Source organism: cf. Phormidesmis sp. LEGE 11477 (genome assembly GCF_015207105.1).
Taxonomy (GTDB): Bacteria; Cyanobacteriota; Cyanobacteriia; order Phormidesmidales; family Phormidesmidaceae; genus Phormidesmis.
The window spans coordinates 14615-33836 of the sequence record NZ_JADEXO010000002.1 but is presented as its reverse complement, the minus strand read 5'-3'; the positions used below and the strand labels follow the sequence as shown (position 1 = coordinate 33836).

Below are 19222 nucleotides of genomic sequence, written 5' to 3'. Positions count from 1 at the left end.
GACCCATCAGTTTGACCGGTGCACAAGCAGGCGATCGCTCTTGCTTTGGCAATTGTCTGCGACCATAAATTGCTGTCGAAATTGCGTTAGGAATGCCCGACGAAAATGTCTAATTTTACAATGAGAAAAAGAAAGCATCTGGGGCGCAGCGCGTCACCTTGGGATGCGAATGTACCGCCGTTTACAGAGATGGCCAGCCGTGCATTGAGCCGCGCATTTGGCCGTCGATTTGCCTGGGGCTGGCTAGCCTGTATTCCCTTAGCCTTTACAATCGTCGCCACTTGGGGATTTGCAGCCCATGCCCAAGAGGCGACCGCTACTGATGTTCAAATAGTTTTAGACAATATCTGGATTGTTGTTGCGGCTATCTTAGTCATCTTCATGAATGCTGGCTTCGGCATGTTAGAGACGGGCTTTTGCCGCCAGAAAAATGCGGTCAATATCTTAGCGAAGAATCTAATTGTCTTTGCTCTAGCAACGCTATCTTTCTGGGCTCTAGGTTTTGCACTAGCGTTTGGAGAAGGTAACGGCTTCTTTGGCCTAAGTGGGTTTTTCTTGGCAGGCAGCGATCCGACTGAACCTGTCTATGGCACGCTAACGACGCCTGTGTTCTTCCTGTTCCAAGCTGCGTTCGCGGGGACTGCGGCTACGATCGTATCGGGCGCGGTTGCAGAGCGTGTGAAGTTCTCCAGCTTTATTGTTTTTAGTGTCCTGCTAACGGCTGTTTCTTATCCCATCACAGCTCACTGGGTTTGGGGTGGCGGCTGGCTTTCTGATATGAGCTTCTTGGGCGAAGGCGTTGCCTTCAGCGATTTTGCTGGCTCCACGGTGGTTCACTCTGTGGGCGGCTGGGCCGCGCTGATGGGTGCTATCTTCCTCGGTCCTCGGATTGGTAAGTACCAAGACGGTGCCGTTAATGCGATTCCTGGCCACAACATGAGTATCGCTACTTTGGGATGCTTGATTTTGTGGATTGGCTGGTTTGGCTTCAACCCTGGCTCTGAATTGGCTGCAAGTCTAAATGTTCCTCAAATTGCATTAGTCACTAACCTAGCAGCGGCTGCGGGGGGTATCGGTGCAACCTTTACGGCTTGGTCTTTGAGCGGTAAGCCTGACCTATCAATGGTGATCAACGGTATTTTGGCTGGTCTGGTCGGGATTACTGCTGGCTGTGGTGGCATCGGCTACTGGGGCGCAGTGATTGTGGGCCTGATTGCTGGCATCATTGTTGTTTTCTCAGTCGGTTTCTTTGACAGCATCAAGATTGACGATCCTGTAGGTGCAACTTCTGTTCACCTTGTCTGTGGTATCTGGGGTACGCTAGCAGTCGGCCTATTCGATGGTGAAGCTGGTCTATTCTTCGGTGGCGGCATTACTCAGCTGATTGCTCAAATCGTCGGTATTGTTGCAGTTGGTTTGTTCACAGTAGTCGTTACTGGCATCTTGTGGGTGATTATTAAGTCCTTGATTGGCTTACGGGTCAGCTCTGAAGAAGAACTCAAGGGTTTGGATATCGGCGAGCACGGTATGGAAGCTTACAGCGGTTTCCTCAAGGATACTAGTGACATGGGCGGCATTATCTAGACTCACGCTTTGACCGTATGCCAATCACGGATATCGATCGCATTGATATGGTCGGCATGTTCAAAAGTTGGCAGCAAGATAAGGATGTCTGCTTGCTTTGCAGACTGAATCTAAGCAGGGCCTTCGACTGAATTCGTCGAGGGCCTTTCTGCTTGAGAAACTCTGTTGTTTGAGAATAGGTGCTCTTTTATGGCACCTATCTTGTAATGACTGTTTCGTGGTGGCCGGTGTGAGAGATCAGACTAACTGTTGATCTGTTGATTTTATGTTGTAGTGATACCTGGCCAGGTCTTCCACAAAAACACAATAACGGCTGTAAAGGCTAGCAGACCTTCGAGCAGCGTACCGACTACAGAGCTAACGACGACTGCGAGACTGACTTTACTTGAAAGCTTGATTCGCTCTGCCATGTCTAGCTCTTTGCGGAAAAGGAATTCGCCTAAGAAGGCTCCTAGCATAGAGCCAAATAGAATTCCTAGTAGCGGTCCGCCAATCGGTAGTGCCGGTAACAGCCCCAGAAAGCCAACAACTAAGCCGATGATTGCGCCGGTTTGTCCCCAAGTGCTTGCGCCTGCTTTTTTGGTGCCGATGTATGTGGCCAAGTAGCCGATGCCCAGGCTGAGGAGGAAGGCTGCGATCGCAACAATCAAAGGCAAACTACTCGCCGTTGGGCTGACTACAGTCCACACTAAAACAGCGCCTACAATCAGCCCTGTACCTGGCAGTACAGGAACGAAGGCACCGACAATGCCAACCCCCATCAGCGCTACCAAAAACCAGTAGAGAAAACTCAGTGAAGATAGGGGCATAGGTGCGTCATAGATAAAGAAAGCAATAGAGAGAGAGACCTTAGCGCCGCTGTTCGTTTTTAGCTACTACTGTTTAGAAGCTACTGACTGAGCGCCTACTGACTGAGCACTTACTGACTGAGCGCTCTAAGAAACTGTTGAAGTTCTGCAAAGAGTCCTTTTTTCTTGCCTCTGCTGTTCTGAGCTCTAGCCCCTTCAGCATCCGTTTCTCCTGAGCCGATTTCTGCATCACCGTACAGGATGCGATCGATATCTTCACCAGAGGGCCGACTAGACAAATCTTGTACGTGCTCGTATTCATCGGGGCCGGTCTCTCTCCAGATTTGCCACGGGCCTGGATATGCTCGGTAGACGACGCCTTGGTCGATCGGGCGAACGTAGTAGCAGGTTTCGATCTGGCTAAGAAAGCGATCGCGTAGCTGTCTGGCTGCATAGCCGATACCGACAACGGCCACATCCTCTAGCTGTGGATTGAGTAGCACAACTGGCTGATCTAACGCTTCATTGCATAGCGCTTCTACTTTGTCGACCTCAACAGCAGAGGGATTGACGATCAAATAGAGCTCGTCTTCTACATCTATAGTCTGAGTTAACTCACCTAGCCCCCTAACGACAAACTCTGGATTGTCCCAGTCTCTTCTTGCTAGGGCAGCTGCACCCGCATCGGGAAAAAGTACTTTGAACTGCTTGTCGCTAAAAAGTTCTAGAAACTGCTGAGCAATCGGCTGGTGCTTGAGCTCAGGAATGGCCATTTCGATCTGAAGCCGAGATATGCCTGCGTCTAAGGCAGCTTTGGTCGCGGCTTTGGCCTGTTCGGTGGCATCGGGAATAGTGGTAGGAATGGACATAGGAATTATGAGGGGCGTCGAAGGAAATCAGGGGTTGGAGGCAGAAAAAAGCATTGTCGGTGCTGCTTCCTTTTCTAAAGCTTTCTCTGAGGCTTTCTCTGAGGCTTTCTCTGAGGCTTTTTCTGAGGTTTTGTCTGAAGCTCTGTCCAAGACTCTCTCTAGTACCTGTTTAAGCACCATAGCGCTCCAGTCTACGTCGGCTTCTGTGGTCTGACGTCCTAGCGTGATGCGGATGCCGGTTTTAGCTACCTGATCGCTATACCCAATCGCTTTTAAGATCGGGCTGGGGCTGAGCTGACCACTATGGCAGGCCGAGCCAGCGCTAATGCCGATGCCAGCTAAGTTCATCTGACGGACGAGAGCTTTGCCAGTAATATCGCTGTGGGGTAGGCAAAAGCTGATGTGATGTGGCAGACGATGACGCGGATCGCCGGTAGGGACTAGCGCTGGCACCTCGTTCATATGGGCAAAGAAGCGATCGCGTAGATAGATTAATCGCAGGGTCTCTGCTGGCATTTCAGTCGCCGCTATCTCGGCAGCGACGCCAAATCCAGCAATATTAGGCACAGCCTGAGTGCCCGAGCGCAGTTGGTTTTCTTGCCCACCCCCTAGCAAGATGGGTAAGAGCGCTGTGCCAGGTTTGATATAGAGCGCACCGGCTCCCTGGGGGCCGTAGATCTTGTGACTAGAAAGGGAGAGCAAATCGACAGGTAGCTGCTGGACATCGATCGGCAAACGTCCGGCTACTTGAACTGCATCTGTATGAAAAGGAACGCCGCTGGCTTGGGCGATCGCGCCGAGTTCGGCGATCGGCTGAAGGGTGCCAATTTCGCTCTGACCGTAGATGATCGAGACTAGGGCAGTATTTTCTCTAATTGCCGCTTTTAGATCATTGGGATCTACCGCGCCTTGCGGGTCAACCGCCAGCCAGGTAACCTGCCAGCCGTCGGCTTCGAGCTGACGCGCGGGCGCTGTGATCGCTGAGTGCTCAACCGCAGAAACGATGATGTGCTGCGGTTCGGCATACTGGCGGGTAGTGCCGAAGATGGCTAGATTGTCGGCTTCAGTGCCACCCGCTGTAAATACCAAGCTATCTACGCTAGGCGCATTGATTAAACTGGCAACCTGGAGCCTAGCGCCTTCTATAGGAGTCGCAGCCCGATTACCCCAATGGTGCAGGCTAGAAGCATTGCCCCAGTGCTGGGCTATGGCAGTTTGCATTGCTGTGATCGCCTCTGGTCTAGGCGGCGTAGTCGCACTGTAATCCAGGTATATCTGCATAATTTAGGAATGTAGAGCGGCGCAGAAAACTTAGCGCAGAAAATCGACTTCTCTATCAGGATATCGTGCTCTGTGATTGGACGGTGGGGTTAGGTGCGAACCCAATTTCTGTCAATCGAAATGGATCGATCAGGCGTAGCAAATAGTATCTATGTTCTTCAGTGAATTTTTTGAAGCCAGTTTACTTTTGTGATCTTCAACAACTTGTTTTGTGATCTTTAACAGTGCTTCACAGTCTGTTGTAATTACCTACGTGATAATATATTTCTGATAGACGAATCTATGTCTGTAGGTGGCTGAAAGCCGCAAGTTTTTCCAGTTATATGAAGTCTAGCTCCTACTCCTGAGATTTAAGACCTCATAGCCATTACGCTCCTGGCGGCTGTTCTCTCTGGTCATTCACAAGAAATAGGTTTGATCGCAGTCGGTTTACCGGCAATTGGTCTGTTTTTTCCTACTAGGGATGCTTGTCAAGCGCCAGGTGCTCCAGGGCGCAAGACTTCTGATTTCACAGATATCCCGGTTTCAATTGATTTCAATAGAGTCTTTACAGCGAGCATGTCGATAGCAGGCGTGTTCATAGCAACGATGTGTTTGCTGTAATCTGCTTCCAATGAGGGATCTGCTGTTTTCTTTGCGAACATTTTCTTCGATCACTTTTGCAGTATCTATCGTAATGGCTGGGCCGCTTTCCTCTAGCATTCATCGGGTAGCTAGCCATCGGTTCTCTTTTAAATGCGATCTGCTTTTCTCCTATGCTTGCCAAACCCAGACTGTGTTTGAGACTGTTCAAGGCGATGCTACACCTGTCTACAATCTCTTTACTCAGGTGTGGCAAGTGAATACTTGGGTACTTAGTTATCCCGCAGTGAGCATAGGTGTGGTAACGGGATCTTTTAGCGTGATGCTAGCCCTGTTGTGTCTGCGTATTCACGCTCTGACTTCTCTATTGAAAAGAAAGGATCAGCGTATCCACACTATTTCGTCAATTGACTCGCTGACTGGGCTGATCAATCGTACGACCTTGTTCACCATCGGTGCTCGCCTATTAGATGCCCAGCCGCAGGCCGAGGTGGCTTTACTTTCTCTCAAACTTAGTCGCTTTAAGTCTATCAACGATGCTTTCGGCCACCAGGTCGCCGATGAATTGATCAGACAAGCCGCTGATCGGCTACAGAGGTGTCTAGGGTCGCAAGATGTACTAGCGAGAACCGGAGACAATCAATTTTCCCTTTTACTTAGTCCTGGCGATAAGGCGCGTAGCTACCAAATGGCCGAGCGGGTCCTGGCTTCTGTCCATCAGCCTTTTCGGACTCAATCGCAGACAGTGCATGTGCATGGCCAGTTAGGAATCGCGTTTGCTCAGGCGGCGTGGGCGAGTCAATATCAGGTAGGCTCGTTCGACCAGAAAAAAACCGAATTTAGTGATTTGCTATTGCAGTCGAATATTGCAATGGCGCAGGTACATGAAGCTGCGCCCAGTAGCGGCTATCGGTATGCGGTATTTTGTCCGAAGATGAAGAGCGCGATCGCGACCAAAGTCAGTTTGCAGCAGCTCATATCAGTCGCGATCGAACAGCAGCAGCTACGAGCGCACTATCAGCCAATCGTTGATACCAAAACAGGAAAAACCGTTGGATTTGAAGCGCTAGTGCGATGGCAGCATCCTGAACGTGGGCTGATGCGACCAGATGATTTCTTGCCAATAGCAGAAGAGCTGGGTCTGACTTTTAAAATTGACCGCTGGATGTTGAAAACGGTCTGTCAACAGCTCATGACCTGGCAGGCAGAGGGCCTGCTACCTTCTATCAGCGTCAACTTATCAGGTAGTCATCTATGCCGAGCCGATTTGGTAGAGTATGTTCAAGATTTGCTAGCTTGCTATCCAGTCGATCCGGGGCAGTTAAGTGTAGAAGTCACTGAGGGCGTGATCATCGCTAACGTCGATCAGGCTGTCAAGACGCTGCAACAGTTAAGAAGTATGGGGATAGGCGTTAGCTTAGACGATTTTGGTACGGGCTATTCTTCTTTAACTTACCTACAGCAGTTTCCGGTAGACGTACTGAAAATAGATCGTTCTTTTGTTTGGCGCTTGGGCCAGTCGGCTAAGAACTGCTCACGCAACTATGACCACCTAGTCGCTGCCTCTAGTCGGCAAGATGAGCTGATTGTGACTTCTATTTTATCGTTGGCATCTGCGTTAGATATCCGCGTGGTCGTCGAAGGCGTAGAGCGCTTAGACCAGTGGCAGTTTCTACAGAACACCTGCTGCTGCTATGCTCAGGGCAACTATTTTTCTAGGGCAATAGAAGCTGAGCGAGCGCAGGTGCTGTTACAGCAGGCACAGTAATTAATTAGGTGCATTGGCGGATTCATGTATAGCGTCAGGGATAGCGTTAGAGATAGGGTTGAATTCTCGCGATCGCCTCCGTAATTTCTGGTGGTTTGAGCCCACCGAAACCAAAGATAAATTCTCTGTTTGCCGCTGTCGTCGGTAAGGATGACGATGGCAGATAATACGGCTGGGTGCTGAAGAGGGCTACCCCTTGCCTGCTTGCCTGTAAAACTAGCTGCTGATCGGAATGCTGCTGATTGGGTTGACGAGCGGTAGGCAGTTTGACCATGACATGGAGTCCGGCAGGATCTCCGACTATCTCGAGCGTGCCGGGTGTTCTAGCGACTCTAGATATGGAAGAACTGGATGTGGGGAAGTCCGGTGTGGAGACATCTGGTATGAAAGACCTGGGCGATCGCGTCGCTTTTTCTAGCGCAGTGATGAGGACTTCGCGGCGCTGGGCATAGACGGTTCTCATGCGGCGAATGTGTCTAGCCAGGTGTCCTTGAGCAATGAAGTCGGTAAGGGCTGCTTGGTGAATGAGAGAAGTTTGGCGATCGCACATCCATTTGGCTTGGGCAAATACTGCAACTAGCGCTGGCGGCAGCACGATATAGCCAAGCTGTATTCCTGGAAACATCACCTTTGAAAAGGTGCCGACATAGAGGACTCTTTGGTGAGTATCGAGTCCTTGCAAGGCCGGAATGGGCCTGCCGCCGTAGCGATATTCGCTATCGTAGTCGTCTTCAATAATGAGGGCGTTGGTCTGCTGTGCCCACTGCAGTAGTGCTAATCGCCGGGGTAGGGCCATCAAAACGCCAGTGGGAAACTGGTGCGACGGGGTAACGTAGACCAGCTTGATGCGTGAGCTGCTTGACTGCGCGGCCAGCCCGTTTTGTTCGTTGACTTGCAGCCCGTTACTGTCTGCAGGAATCGGAATCAGGGTGGCACCGTGGCTGCTGAAGACTTTTCTGGCGCTAAGGTAGCCAGGATTTTCTAGCGCGATCGCCTCGCCAGGATCTAGTACGACCCTAACAATCAAGCTCAATGCCTGCTGAGTGCCCTGTGTGATCAAGATCTGATCGGGACTGCAGTGGACGGCTCGGGTCTGAGCAATGTAGTTGGCAATTTCTGTGCGTAGCGGTTTGTAGCCTAGCGCGTCGGCGCTGTAGTCCATCCAATCTGCATTCGCGCTGCGGCACCGGTTAATACATCGCTGCCACTGCGCCGTTGGAAATAGCGAAACATCGGGCTGCCAGTAGCGAAAGCTAAGCGCTCTATGTGTCTCGGCAGGGGGCTTTGGCAGTTGGTGGAGGCGATTGCCATAGGCTGATAGCAGCTCGGTAAGTGATGGCTGATCTGCTGTGACCGATTCTGCTATGGCCGATTCTGACTGCAGTACTGACCTGAATGCTGGCTTTAGTAACGGTTTTACGACTGAGTCATTGGCGGTTGGATTCGCGCTGGCTGAGCTAGCGCTGAGCATTGAATCGGGTATCTGAGCGCAGACAAATGTTCCTGCGCCGGGCTTAGTGTGCAGATACCCTTCGCTGATCAGTTGATCGTAGCTCAAGGTGACTGTCGTTCGAGAAACGCCCAGATAAATCGCAAGCTGGCGGCTGGCGGGCAGTTTTTGATGCGATCGCACTCTGCCAGTCAAGATCGCTGTCCGAATCTGGTCATAGATTTGCCGATGTAGCGCTACATCGCTATCCGATCTGAGATCTATGGTCAAATCCCAGCCCACGAGACTATTCGTAGGCGCTTTCCCATAGGTGCTTCTCATGCTTCAGACACTATCTACACTTCATCTAATAGCAATCTGCTAATGCATGAGTAGATTGCTGCAAATTGGACTGGTTAACCAGGTGAAAATTGGCTCTTGGAAGTATCCAATCTAATGAGTAACTTAGCAGTAGTCCATAATTTTGGTGAATCGCCATGACATCACAAACAATCAAAACATCCAAAACGCGAATCAAGCGGGTGCCCAAACGCGGACATTACGACTTTGAGACTATCTCAAAAATTTTAGATGAGGGGCTAGTCTGTCAGGTTGGATTCGTTGTAGACAATCAGCCTTTTGTGATTCCGACCGCCTATGGCCGCGTTGAACAGCGCGTCTATATTCACGGAGCTGGTGCTAGCCGACTGATCAAGACGCTACAGACAGGGATTGACGTCTGCTTTACGGTGACGCTGCTAGACGGTTTGGTGCTGGCGCGTTCTGCCTACCATCATTCGATGAACTACCGCTCTGTCGTGCTGTTTGGCAAAGCAGAAACGGTGACTGACGAGGCCGAGAAAATGACGGCACTCAAAGCGTTTACAGAGCACGTTATCAAAGGGCGATGGGATCAGGTGCGATCGCCGAATCCAAAAGAGCTAGCCGAGACTTGCGTCTTGAGTCTACCGATTGCTGAAGCTTCGGCCAAAGTTCGCACCGGGCCACCTATTGACGCTGAAGCAGACTACGCGCTGCCTGTTTGGGCTGGCGTATTACCATTGGCGCTTGTTCCAGATGCACCCATTCCAGATCCACGCCTTTTGGCAACCCAACAGCTTCCTAAGAATATTCGTACTTACGCTCGCTAGTCTCGCGTCCGCTAGTCTGACCTCATACAGGTAGCAATGCGCTACTGCCTAATATTCTGATGGTGTTCCCTCTGGCCGGTTTCCAGAACGATAGTCATCGTCTAATTTTGGAGCTTCGCTGTAGGGGCGAATGTTGAGCGTTCGCTCGTTATTACCGTTTTGGCTAGAAGATGGCTGAGGCGCACCATTAGGCGACCTGTTAGGCTGATCGGCTTTATCTGCTGAGCGATCTGTCCTATTCTCAGGGCGCTGTTGATAGCTGTCAGAGCGTCTGTTTGAGGGATAGTCAGAGGAACGCTCGGGTGCTCGCTCAGGTGGTTGTGAGGAGGCCGATTGCGAAGAGGTGGGCTGCGAGGAGACGGGGCGAGCCGGTGGTCGAGGGGCTGGTGGTCTCTGACCGTATTGGGCGTTGTCGGTGTATCGGTTGTCTGGCGGACCATCGAATCGGTCGCTGGGCCTTTCGCTAGGTCTATCGTCGGATCTGCTGTCAGATCTGGCGCTATCAATAGGTGAGCTGGGTTGCAAGCGACCCGCTGGGCCTCTGTATTCTTCGTAGGGCTGGCGGGGGGTACGGTTGTCAGGGTAGTTACCAGAGTAGTTGCTAGGGTATTCGCCTGGCCAATAGGCTGCTTGAGCCGGGTTCATTCTAGGTGCGCCTGCTCGAACCGGGGGAAGGTCGGCAGGTGGGCGATCGCGAAATGCTGGGCGATCGTCTAGCTCAGCCCGGTAGCCTCGACGTACAGGTGGCCTATCGTCGTAGCGGGGCCTAGGGGGCCGCCGATCTACCATGGGCTCAGTCGGTGGCCGCAGCGGGTCTGACTTTGGCAATCGGCTACGAATACTTTCGATTAAAAGCGTGGTCAGCATACCGGCCATCAGCAATTGCTGAAAAGAGGCCAGCAATTCCATATCCAAATGGGCTAGCAGAAAGAGACCAGAAATTAGGAGCAGAACGGCGTATACCTTATCCGAATCGCGCTCATAGCCGGGCCTGAACTTCTCTAGGAAAAATAGCGCTAGCGCACCCAGAATCAGAATGATGCCTATTAATAGCGGAACGGGTGTTCCAAAGTTCACAGCTTAATCCCCTTATCTACTCTGTCAAAGTCTACTCGTTCAAGCCCGCATTGCCCCTTGCATGGCCTCCTACAGATAGCATGAAGATGGTCAATGCTAGTCCTCTATTGATGTCAGTCCTCTATTCTAACGCTGTCTTCGTCAGACCTTTTTAGCCTATATTTTTAACTGACATTAAGGTTGCGCTAGCAGCGCCTTGGCTCCTATCTGCTACTCGATCATAATAAAAATACGCAAAAACTGGGAGAACCTAAGTCGTGTCCCCCCAGCTATGATCTTTTCTTTCGCTAATCTTTCTTCGCTAATCCTAACGCACGTTGAGCTGCTAAACGTCTAAATTAGCAGCTCGATGCTTTAATCACTGGGCTTTAACTACTGGGCTTGATGTGCCTAGCAGTTGGTGCGGTCAATTTGAGCTGGTTATTCGGTTTAGCCGCGATTAATTTGGTCACGCTGGCTGATAAAAATTAAGGCAATGGTAGCAGGCACTACAATAATCAGCAGACCTGCCAACAAGCTGAGCATGAAATTGGTCAAAGAGGGAGTCATAGGAACATGCCTTGGCTTGAGCACAAGGGGCAGCAGAAATATTTGCTTATTAGTCTTAATAATATCGGCTTCTGCCACCCTTGAAAAGCGTACGAACCGGTGACAAAGCACTAAGCTAGTACATAGAAATTCATCTTTTCCTTATGTCAAACGTCTTTTCTACTGGATCTGTGACATTAGCTATCAGTCTACTGCTAGGTCTTTACACGCTGTTGTTTCTCTTTCGGATTATTCTGACTTGGTATCCTGAAGTTGAGCTAAACAAGCTGCCCTGGGCTTTGGTCGCTTGGCCCACTGAGCCGTTTTTGATTCCGGTACGCAAGCTAGTTCCCCCAATTGGCGGTGTGGATATTTCACCCATTATCTGGGTGGGTATTGTTAGTTTCTTGAGAGAGATCTTAGTCGGCCAGCAAGGCTTGATGAGAATGGTTTGATGAGAGTGGTTCGATAAAAGAGCCCTCTTGAGAAAGCTTCTAGCTGCAGGCAATGAGTATCCAAGGCAATGGCTCGAAAGCAGATGTTTCAGCGAACTTTGATTAGCTCTGTAGTTCAGAGTCCGTAGTTCAGAGTTTGTAGTCTTTAGAGCTGTGGGCTGGCTGCTGCTGGGTTAGATAGGGCTAATCGGAGGAAGGATAGCGCCAGAATAATTAAGAAAAGAACCAGGCCAATAGTGCAGGCATAGCTCATGTCTAGATCTCTAAAGGCCGATTCATAGACGTAGTAGACGACGGTTTTAGAGGCGCTGCGAGGGCCGCCCTGGGTCATGATGAAGACTTCTTCGAATACTTTGGTAGCCGCGATCGCACTGATCACCGCGACCAAGAAAATATACGGTCTCATCAGCGGCAGCGTGATATCCCAGTGCTTGCGCCAGCCATCGGAGCCGTCAATGGCAGCCGCCTCGTACAGATCGGCAGGCAGGCCCTGCAGTCCCGCTAGATAGATCACCATGTAGTAGCCCAGCCCTTTCCAGACGGTGACGGCCATAACGCTAAATAGCACCCAGTTAGGACTGGTCAGCCAGGGAAAGCTGATTGCTTGTCCGGTCACGCTAGAGATCACCTGATTGAGCAGACCATTCTCGGCGTACAGCCACTTCCAGGCGATGCCTGCTACCACCATAGAGACGACGACGGGTGTGTAGTAAGCCACCCTGAACCAGCGGATGCCCTTGAGCTTTTGGTTGACTAGGATGGCGAGAAGAAGTGGTGCGATCGCCAATATCGGCACCACGCAAACCAGGTACAGCACCGTATTTTGCAGCGTCTGCCAGAACACTCTGTCTTGAAACAGTCTCTGAAAATTCTTGAGACCCACCCACTCAGGTGCCTGCGTCACATCGTATCCATACTCCATGAAACTAAGGCGAAAGGCCTGCAGCGCGGGCCAAAATACCATCAAAACCAGCACAGCCAAAGCAGGCGCTAAGAATAGATAGGGCGTGAGGGCGGTCCGGTTACGCATGGATCGACTGATTTTTTGTGAAGTGCTCTAGAGAGTTGATGCTCTAGAGAAACGGGTGAACTAAAAGAACTGGCGAACTAGAGGAACTGGTGAAAATCCTCGCCCAAGAACAGTGCTCTTTCTGCTTTGCGTCTGCGGGTCAGTCCGGCCAGCGTTCTGCCGCCCGCTTTATCCCAGCGCAGTAGCTCATCTGCGGCACCTCGAACATCGCTGCCATTGAGCCTTCTTAGCAGGGTCGAACTGCGAAACGCACCAGGGCCAACGTTGTAAGTAAAGCAGGCTAGCGCTGAGAACTGATTATCGTTAATGGCGGCTTGGATAACTTCATTAATGCTTTTCTCAAAGCGCGCGAGATCTGCCCGCAAAAACTCAACGGCCTGTGCTTCAGAAATAACCTGTCCAGGTCGGACGCCGCGCGTGGTGCCATAGCCAATCGTCCAAATACCGACGGCGTCTTTGTATGCTTTTAACCGCAAGCCTTCAAAGGATTTAATCAGTAGCAGCCCGTTCTTGTTGGTGCGCTTTGGGCCTGAGCCTGACTTAGCACCAGCGGTGTCTTGCTCGATAGGGGCAGCGGCGACTAGTTCGGGCTTAGGCTTGGGCTCTGGGCCAGTGCCTCCTCTTGATACGGTCATGCCTCTGGGCGCATCCGGGCGGCTGAACCAGGCTTTCATGCCAGCTACATTTAGCACTTGCTCAGCGGGGTTGTGTTTGGAAGGGTATTTCGTGATCTTTGAAATATAGTGACCCCCGTCCATTAGATAAAATGCAACGTCTGTTTCTTTAATCCATGTCCCCATAGCGACCTCTCCCTAGTGATGACATCAAGCCCTATATAACCTTATTTTGGTCAACTTTACCCAATTTCTCCACTACAATACGAGCAAAGTAATCTTAAGCAAAGTCCCGATTTCTATGGTTTCTCCTGCTGCTTCAGACACCCCCTCAGCGAGCGCTAGGCTGATCGATTCTGCATCAGGTGGGGCTTCTGGTCAGGTCAACTTTCCAACTATTCGCCGTCTGGCTAATGGATTGACTGTGATTGCCGAGCATATGCCAATCGATGCAGTCAATCTCAGCGTTTGGCTCAACATTGGCTCTAAGGTAGAATCCGATGCTATCAACGGCATGGCCCACTTTCTAGAGCATATGATCTTCAAAGGGACGCCGCGTCTTGGCTTTGGTGAGTTTGAACGGCTGATCGAAGAGCGGGGGGCATACACGAACGCTGCCACTAGTCAGGACTATACGCACTATTACATTACGACTGCTCCTCAAGATTTTGCCACCTTAGCGCCGCTGCAAATAGAGCTGCTGATGAACGCTAGCTTACAAGACGACTACTTCGATAAAGAGCGTCCGGTTATCTTAGAGGAGATTCGCCGGGCAGAAGATAGCCCTCAAAGACGAGCGTTCTATCGCTCTATGCAAATGAGCTTTGATACGCTGCCGTATCGTCGTCCGGTGCTAGGACCAGCTAGCGTGGTTGAAGGGCTGTGCGCTGAGCAAATGAGAGCGTTTCATCACACCTGGTATCAGCCGCAGAATATGACGGCGGTGGCGGTAGGCAATTTGCCAGTAGAGGAACTGATTCGGGTGGTTGAGGAGAGTTTTGATCAGGCGTTGGCCCGTAGCGATCGCAACCACGCCAGCGATGAAATGATATCCCAGGTGCCAGCGGCTCATCCTGAGGTGCCCTTCCCTCAGATTTGCCGGGCGGAATATATCGATGAGGCTTTGCAGCAGGCGCGGCTGGTGATGGACTGGCGGGTACCGGGAATGCAGGCTCTAGAAGAAACCTATCCGCTAGATGTCGTGGCTTCTATTCTGGGACAGGGTCGCACCGCTAGATTGATCGACGACCTGAGAGAACAGCGCCAGTTGGTCAACAGCATTTCAGCGAGCAATATGACCTTTTGCAACCAGGGCATCTTTTCAATTTCGGCGCGTATGCCAGTCGAACAGCTAGCCGCCGCCGAAGCTGCCATTATTGAGCACCTGCAAAGGCTTCACGACGAGCCGGTTACGGTGGCTGAGCTCAGCCGAGTGCAAACCCAGGTAGCTAACCGCTTCATTTTTGGCAATGAGACGCCGAGCGATCGCGCCGGGCTCTATGGCTATTACCATTCGATCACAGGGGATATTAACCATGCGCTGGGCTATCCGCAGTGTATCCGCGATGTCAGCGCTGAAGCCGTTCAAGCTGCCGTTCGGCGCTATCTGCCAATTGATGCCTATGGCGTAGTTAGCTTCAAACCTGCCTAGATCCCTGAAGTTCTGTATACCAAGTCTATATAAAGAGTGAATCTGCACAGAGCTCCTAAAAACACAGCTCATAAGAACACAGCTCCTAAGAACAGAGATATTGATCCTTGGAGGACATGGAGTAGAAGTTATGGCAACACTTGGCGGATCTGTAGCCGATCGAATTGCAGAGCATATCAGCGAAGTCACAGGCTCGCCTTTTCAAATAGCAGCTCAGCGGTCTGTCGGTGGCGGATGCATCAACCAGGCCGCTAAAGTCTCTGGGCGAAATCGGACTTTCTTTATCAAGACTAACCACGTAGATCAGCTCGCTATGTTCGAGGCTGAGCGGGATGGTTTGCAAGAAATGTACGATAGCCGCTCGATTCGCGTTCCACAGCCACTGTGCTGCGGGGTGGCTGGTACGCTCAGCTACATTGTGATGGAATGGCTCGATCTAGGGGGTGGGCGCAGCGGCAGCGCTTGGCGACAGATGGGCGAGCAGCTCGCTGCCATGCACAGAGCGACGAGCGATCACGGATACGGTTGGCATCGGGATAATACGATCGGATCAACGCCGCAGCAGAACCAGTGGTGTGAGGACTGGGTGGAATTTTGGCGCGATCGCAGACTCGGCCCCCAATTCTCGCTAGCCCATGCCAAAGGCGGCCACTTTTCCCGCCGAGATGAACTGATGAATGCCATTCCTAAATTGCTAAGAGGACATACTCCGACAGCTTCTCTTCTACATGGCGATCTCTGGTCCGGCAACGCTGCTATCACCGCAGAGGGCGAGCCCGTCATTCTAGACCCTGCCACCTACTACGGCGACCCTGAAGCGGATCTAGCGATGACCGAACTCTTTGGCCGCTTCCCCAACGAGTTCTATCAGGCGTACGATTCAGTCCTGCCTATCGATGACGGCTACCGTCAGCGCCAAGTGCTCTACAACCTGTACCACATTCTCAACCACTTCAATCTCTTCGGCGGCAGCTACGAAAGTCAGGCGAACAGCATGATCAATCAGCTCCTGCCTTGACTCTCTAGGCTCTTAAATCTTCTAGACCAGAGCTGCGTTTATAGCTGGTACCGGATGCATTCGGTACCAGCTATTCACTTGGCTCGTTGCTACCTAAGGCTTTCAGCCTGTGAACTGTACCTCAGCCAAGCGACAAACGCTATAGTGCATTCGTCAATCTTTGCTCAAGCGGTCTCGAAAGTTTGATATATTAGTGCTTCAGCGGCGGCATGGCCAAGTGGTAAGGCAGAGGATTGCAAATCCTTTATCCCCAGTTCGAATCTGGGTGCCGCCTTGATTGTAGGAATAGCTGACTGTGAGGAGGGCTGAACTTCCTACACAGCTCAGTTCAGGTATCGATTGACAAAGTTCTTGGGGGTGAAGCACTCAAAATCCTTTGTCTCGGTCACCACTGCTCTAACCAATTCGCGGTTAGAGGAGATGAAACAGTCCGCTCTTCCCTGCTTAGCTGCTAGATAGATACCGATATCTTCTCTAGGTAACCAGCCTAATGAAGCTAGCTTTGAGGATTCCTGGGTATCAACCAGCACATATCGCAGCTTAAGATTTTGCCACATTCGACTGACAATACTGCCTGCCCAGTCTTTACTCTTTAACCGTTTGGCAACGCGTAGGATTTGTTCAATTAGCTCTGCGGATACGATCACCTCAGCTCTAGCCGACTGGCTACCGTCAAACCCTAACCAGGTGAGGATTTCCCACTCAATACTTTCTGTATCAGCAACACCCACAATGTAGACATTTGTGTCTAAGAAGATGCGGTTAAGCATGAGTTGTCTTTGACTGATTTTCCTTCTCGGAAAGCCTCTCTCGTTTTACATCTTGTACGAGCTCAACAATGTTCTCTCGCGATGTGTATCCACTCTGAGTTAATGCCTGCTTTAGCTCATCACACATTTGCCTAATGGGCATGGGCTCAACCATGAGCTGATTAGCAATTTCAGGCTCTTGTGTGGCTAGTAAGGCTAAGGGAATTGAGACTTCTTTTGTTTTTGATACCACGGTCACTTGCTTTTTTGATGACGTGCGTTTAGCCTTCAAAAACTGTAAGAAATCGAGGACTACAGCCAAAATAGGCTCCGGGACAGCTTCCATTTCCTGCAAAATCAGCTCTTTTGTCTTCATCCCAGTAAGCTCAGTAAATACGTTTTGTTAGCCAGATACCTGAGCCAACTTATTTCTAAGGATACACAATGCCTTCGTCATCTTGCTATCGCGCACTGTCTCACGAGTCGTTTCGCTACAGCCAAATGAATTATGACCCTTTAAGCAAGGTTAGAGGGTCATAACTCTGTAGTACGTGGGTCGCAAGTCGGCAGCTAGGGCATCGGCGATCGCAACCATTAACCGCGTGTGAAAAGAAGACCAGAAAGCCGACTGCTCTAAGTAGGGGTCCATACCCGGAAAGGGAGATGCCATAGGGGTAAGTGCATGAGCGATACGTTTATCTTAAGCGGTGCAAATCATATCTGCGTTATCCGAGCTTGGGGAAAATCGGCCAAGCGAGAAACGCTATAGTCCAGCTCTGAGGCTATAGCTTCAGCAACAGTATTTCGCTTTTGATGTAACGAGTGGTCGGGTTGTGAGAGCTCCGTTAGTAATGTGTGCCTGTTGTGCGGTGGTGGACGGCGGTTTTGGCGTCGCTGTCAATGACTTCGCCGCCGCTGACGGTGGCGTAGATTACCCAGTGGTCGCCGCAGTCCATGCGATTGGCGACCTGACATTCTAGATAGGCGATCGCATTTTCTAAAACCAACTGTCCGTCTTCAGTCTCACGAGTTTCAACGCCTTCAAATCGATTTTCGCCTGGACTAAACGGCCTTAGAAAATGCTTCATCGGCCCTAGATGCTTGCCTTCTGCCAGAATATTGAGCACAAAGCTATCGCCTGTGTGCATCAGGTTCTCGATAGCGCGTTCTTTGGCGACCGCTACTGTAAAGCCGGGGGGCGTGAAGGTGGCCTGGGCAACCCAGGACGCGAGCATGGCACTGCTGATATCGCCGTGCTTGGCAGTGACGATACACATCGATCCGACAATGCGGCCAATGGCTCTTTCTACAGAGGAGGCCGATATTCGCGGAGCAGCTTTTTTCTTAGATTTTTTTAACTGCTGGGCGAAGTCTGTGCCAGCTTCTTCGCAGTACTGCAGCGTGCTAGCCTCTGGCGTGAATTTGACTCGAATGGGATCGAAGCCAAAGCTGTAGCCCGCATCTTTGAACTTGCCTTCTAGTAGATCAATGGCCTCACCGCTCCAGCCGAAGGATCCAAAAACGCCCGCTAGCTTGGTTTTACTGGCAGCGGCAAGCACGACGCCCAAGGCGGTTTGAATTTGAGTTGGGGCGTGTCCGCCCAGGGTCGGTGAGCCCATAATGAAGCCAGCGGAATTTTCGGCGGCGGCCTGAATTTCGGCGGTAGTGGCTTGTTCCGCGTTGATGGAGTTGACGGAAACGCCTGCTTTGGTGATGCCACGGGCGATCGCCTGAGCGATGGTGGCAGTGTTGCCATAGGCTGATGCGTAGATTAGTGCTACAGAGAGCGATCGCTTCTTTTGTTCAGCGGCCCACTGGTGATAGCGCTGCGTTAGCTCAGTAACGCCGTAGCGAATCAGCGGCCCGTGATCGACTGCATATAGCCGGGGTGCATAGGCCGTCAATCTTTCTAGCGCTGTTTCTACTTGCCGCACGTTTGGTGCCATCAGGCAGTCAAAGTAATACTGCTGATCTTCTAGCAGCAGCTCGCGGTTGAGGTCGTAGGCTTCTTCGCTGCAGACGTGTGCGCCGAAGAACTTGTCGCTAAAAAGGACTTCACTGTAGCTGTCGTAGGTGCAGAGACTGTCTGGCCAGCGCGGGGTTGGGGTTGGAATAAATTCCAGGTGATGACCTTGACCCAGGTCTATGTCGTTTTCTGCTCCGCCTTTTATGGGCTGGATTTTGTGATCTATGCCAGCTGATTCGAGCGTTAGTGCCGCTGGCAAAGAACAAACAATCGTGGCCTGCGGTGTGAGTTCTAAAAGCGTTTGCAGGGTCTTTATTCGGTTTGGATTGGTGTGACCTAGAACGATGTAGTCGATTGCATGCGGATCGATTTCTGCTTTTAGCGCTTCTATAAATATTTCAGAGAAAGATTCGCCGGGTGGATCGATCAATGCGACCAGATTACCTTTTACAAGATAGGTGTTGGCAGTGGTTCCTTTCTCTAGGGCATATTCAATCTCGAAGCGCAGACGACCCCAAGAGCGCGATCGCAAGACAAAAGTATCGGCTGCAATTGGCAACACTTGCACATCGCGACGAGTTGAGCTCGAATTAGAAGATCCAGCTTCTACAGGTTTTTTGTCTGTCGATTCAACAGTCGGTGTCTGAGCAGTCATAACAATCTCTCTTCTGTGCTTGGGTTC

At 51.1% G+C, this 19222-nt stretch carries 18 protein-coding genes and 1 tRNA gene; 7 read left to right on the top strand and 12 right to left on the bottom strand.

Annotation, left to right across the window (positions count from 1 at the left end; translation table 11 throughout):
- The first annotated feature begins 105 nt into the window (after window positions 1-105).
- On the top strand, window positions 106-1584 hold the full coding sequence (locus IQ256_RS01040; protein WP_228024450.1) for an ammonium transporter: 1479 nt from the start codon (window positions 106-108) through the stop codon (window positions 1582-1584).
- Between the two features lie 263 nt (window positions 1585-1847).
- Here the strand turns inward: IQ256_RS01040 and IQ256_RS01035 are convergent, their stop codons facing one another.
- The 3 genes from IQ256_RS01035 to IQ256_RS01025 all read right to left on the bottom strand — a co-directional run bounded on the left by IQ256_RS01035 (window position 1848) and on the right by IQ256_RS01025 (window position 4522).
- On the bottom strand, window positions 1848-2393 hold the full coding sequence (locus IQ256_RS01035) for a DUF456 domain-containing protein (protein WP_193853380.1): 546 nt from the start codon (window positions 2391-2393) through the stop codon (window positions 1848-1850).
- A 110-nt stretch (window positions 2394-2503) separates the two neighbouring features.
- Window positions 2504-3241: a DUF1995 family protein gene (locus tag IQ256_RS01030; RefSeq protein ID WP_193853378.1), complete on the bottom strand. Its 738-nt coding sequence runs from the start codon at window positions 3239-3241 to the stop codon at window positions 2504-2506.
- A gap of 27 nt (window positions 3242-3268) precedes the next feature.
- Window positions 3269-4522 (bottom strand): cysteine desulfurase family protein, encoded by a 1254-nt coding sequence (locus IQ256_RS01025; RefSeq protein ID WP_193853376.1) that lies wholly within the window; start codon window positions 4520-4522, stop codon window positions 3269-3271.
- Window positions 4523-5198: 676 nt separating this feature from the next.
- Here IQ256_RS01025 and IQ256_RS01020 point away from each other — a divergent pair.
- Window positions 5199-6872 carry a bifunctional diguanylate cyclase/phosphodiesterase gene (locus tag IQ256_RS01020; RefSeq protein ID WP_193853374.1) on the top strand — a complete coding sequence of 558 codons (1674 nt, stop codon included), beginning with the start codon at window positions 5199-5201 and terminating at the stop codon, window positions 6870-6872.
- A gap of 46 nt (window positions 6873-6918) precedes the next feature.
- Here IQ256_RS01020 and IQ256_RS01015 read toward each other — a convergent pair whose 3' ends face one another.
- Window positions 6919-8643: a PLP-dependent aminotransferase family protein gene (locus tag IQ256_RS01015; protein WP_193853372.1), complete on the bottom strand. Its 1725-nt coding sequence runs from the start codon at window positions 8641-8643 to the stop codon at window positions 6919-6921.
- A gap of 155 nt (window positions 8644-8798) precedes the next feature.
- Here IQ256_RS01015 and IQ256_RS01010 point away from each other — a divergent pair, with 155 nt between their 5' ends.
- Window positions 8799-9452 (top strand): pyridoxamine 5'-phosphate oxidase family protein, encoded by a 654-nt coding sequence (locus IQ256_RS01010; protein WP_193853370.1) that lies wholly within the window; start codon window positions 8799-8801, stop codon window positions 9450-9452.
- Between the two features lie 48 nt (window positions 9453-9500).
- Here IQ256_RS01010 and IQ256_RS01005 read toward each other — a convergent pair whose 3' ends face one another.
- Complete coding sequence (locus tag IQ256_RS01005) at window positions 9501-10529, bottom strand: Ycf66 family protein (protein WP_193853368.1); 1029 nt, start codon at window positions 10527-10529, stop codon at window positions 9501-9503.
- A gap of 429 nt (window positions 10530-10958) precedes the next feature.
- The gene (gene psbX, locus IQ256_RS01000; RefSeq protein ID WP_193853366.1) at window positions 10959-11078 is read right to left on the bottom strand and encodes a photosystem II reaction center X protein; all 120 of its coding nucleotides are present in this window, start codon (window positions 11076-11078) and stop codon (window positions 10959-10961) included.
- 143 nt (window positions 11079-11221) lie between these two features.
- On the opposite strand from psbX, the gene IQ256_RS00995 reads away from it, so the two are divergent.
- A complete protein-coding gene (locus IQ256_RS00995) occupies window positions 11222-11512 on the top strand; it encodes a YggT family protein (protein ID WP_193853364.1) in 291 nt (96 codons plus the stop codon).
- 145 nt (window positions 11513-11657) lie between these two features.
- Here IQ256_RS00995 and IQ256_RS00990 read toward each other — a convergent pair whose 3' ends face one another.
- Window positions 11658-12542 carry a carbohydrate ABC transporter permease gene (locus IQ256_RS00990; RefSeq protein WP_193853362.1) on the bottom strand — a complete coding sequence of 295 codons (885 nt, stop codon included), beginning with the start codon at window positions 12540-12542 and terminating at the stop codon, window positions 11658-11660.
- Window positions 12543-12619: 77 nt separating this feature from the next.
- Window positions 12620-13342 carry a lysozyme gene (locus IQ256_RS00985; RefSeq protein WP_193853360.1) on the bottom strand — a complete coding sequence of 241 codons (723 nt, stop codon included), beginning with the start codon at window positions 13340-13342 and terminating at the stop codon, window positions 12620-12622.
- A 115-nt stretch (window positions 13343-13457) separates the two neighbouring features.
- Here IQ256_RS00985 and IQ256_RS00980 point away from each other — a divergent pair, with 115 nt between their 5' ends.
- The 3 genes from IQ256_RS00980 to IQ256_RS00970 all read left to right on the top strand — a co-directional run bounded on the left by IQ256_RS00980 (window position 13458) and on the right by IQ256_RS00970 (window position 16099).
- Entirely contained in the window at window positions 13458-14807 is a 1350-nt protein-coding gene (locus tag IQ256_RS00980; RefSeq protein WP_228024449.1) for a pitrilysin family protein, read from the top strand.
- 130 nt (window positions 14808-14937) lie between these two features.
- The gene (locus tag IQ256_RS00975; RefSeq protein ID WP_193853358.1) at window positions 14938-15825 is read left to right on the top strand and encodes a fructosamine kinase family protein; all 888 of its coding nucleotides are present in this window, start codon (window positions 14938-14940) and stop codon (window positions 15823-15825) included.
- Window positions 15826-16028: 203 nt separating this feature from the next.
- A tRNA-Cys gene (locus tag IQ256_RS00970) sits at window positions 16029-16099 on the top strand.
- 49 nt (window positions 16100-16148) lie between these two features.
- On the opposite strand, the gene IQ256_RS00965 is transcribed toward IQ256_RS00970, so the two are convergent.
- The 4 genes from IQ256_RS00965 to IQ256_RS00950 all read right to left on the bottom strand — a co-directional run bounded on the left by IQ256_RS00965 (window position 16149) and on the right by IQ256_RS00950 (window position 19195).
- Window positions 16149-16595 carry a hypothetical protein gene (locus IQ256_RS00965; RefSeq protein WP_193853356.1) on the bottom strand — a complete coding sequence of 149 codons (447 nt, stop codon included), beginning with the start codon at window positions 16593-16595 and terminating at the stop codon, window positions 16149-16151.
- The gene (locus IQ256_RS00960; RefSeq protein ID WP_193853558.1) at window positions 16588-16950 is read right to left on the bottom strand and encodes a hypothetical protein; all 363 of its coding nucleotides are present in this window, start codon (window positions 16948-16950) and stop codon (window positions 16588-16590) included. The genes IQ256_RS00965 and IQ256_RS00960 overlap by 8 nt, the downstream gene beginning before the upstream one ends.
- Before the next feature lie 150 nt (window positions 16951-17100).
- Window positions 17101-17244 carry a DUF4058 family protein gene (locus IQ256_RS00955; RefSeq protein WP_255516176.1) on the bottom strand — a complete coding sequence of 48 codons (144 nt, stop codon included), beginning with the start codon at window positions 17242-17244 and terminating at the stop codon, window positions 17101-17103.
- 175 nt (window positions 17245-17419) lie between these two features.
- Window positions 17420-19195, bottom strand: coding sequence for a diflavin flavoprotein (locus tag IQ256_RS00950; protein ID WP_228024448.1), 1776 nt, complete (start codon window positions 19193-19195; stop codon window positions 17420-17422).
- Between the last annotated feature and the right edge of the window lie 27 nt (window positions 19196-19222).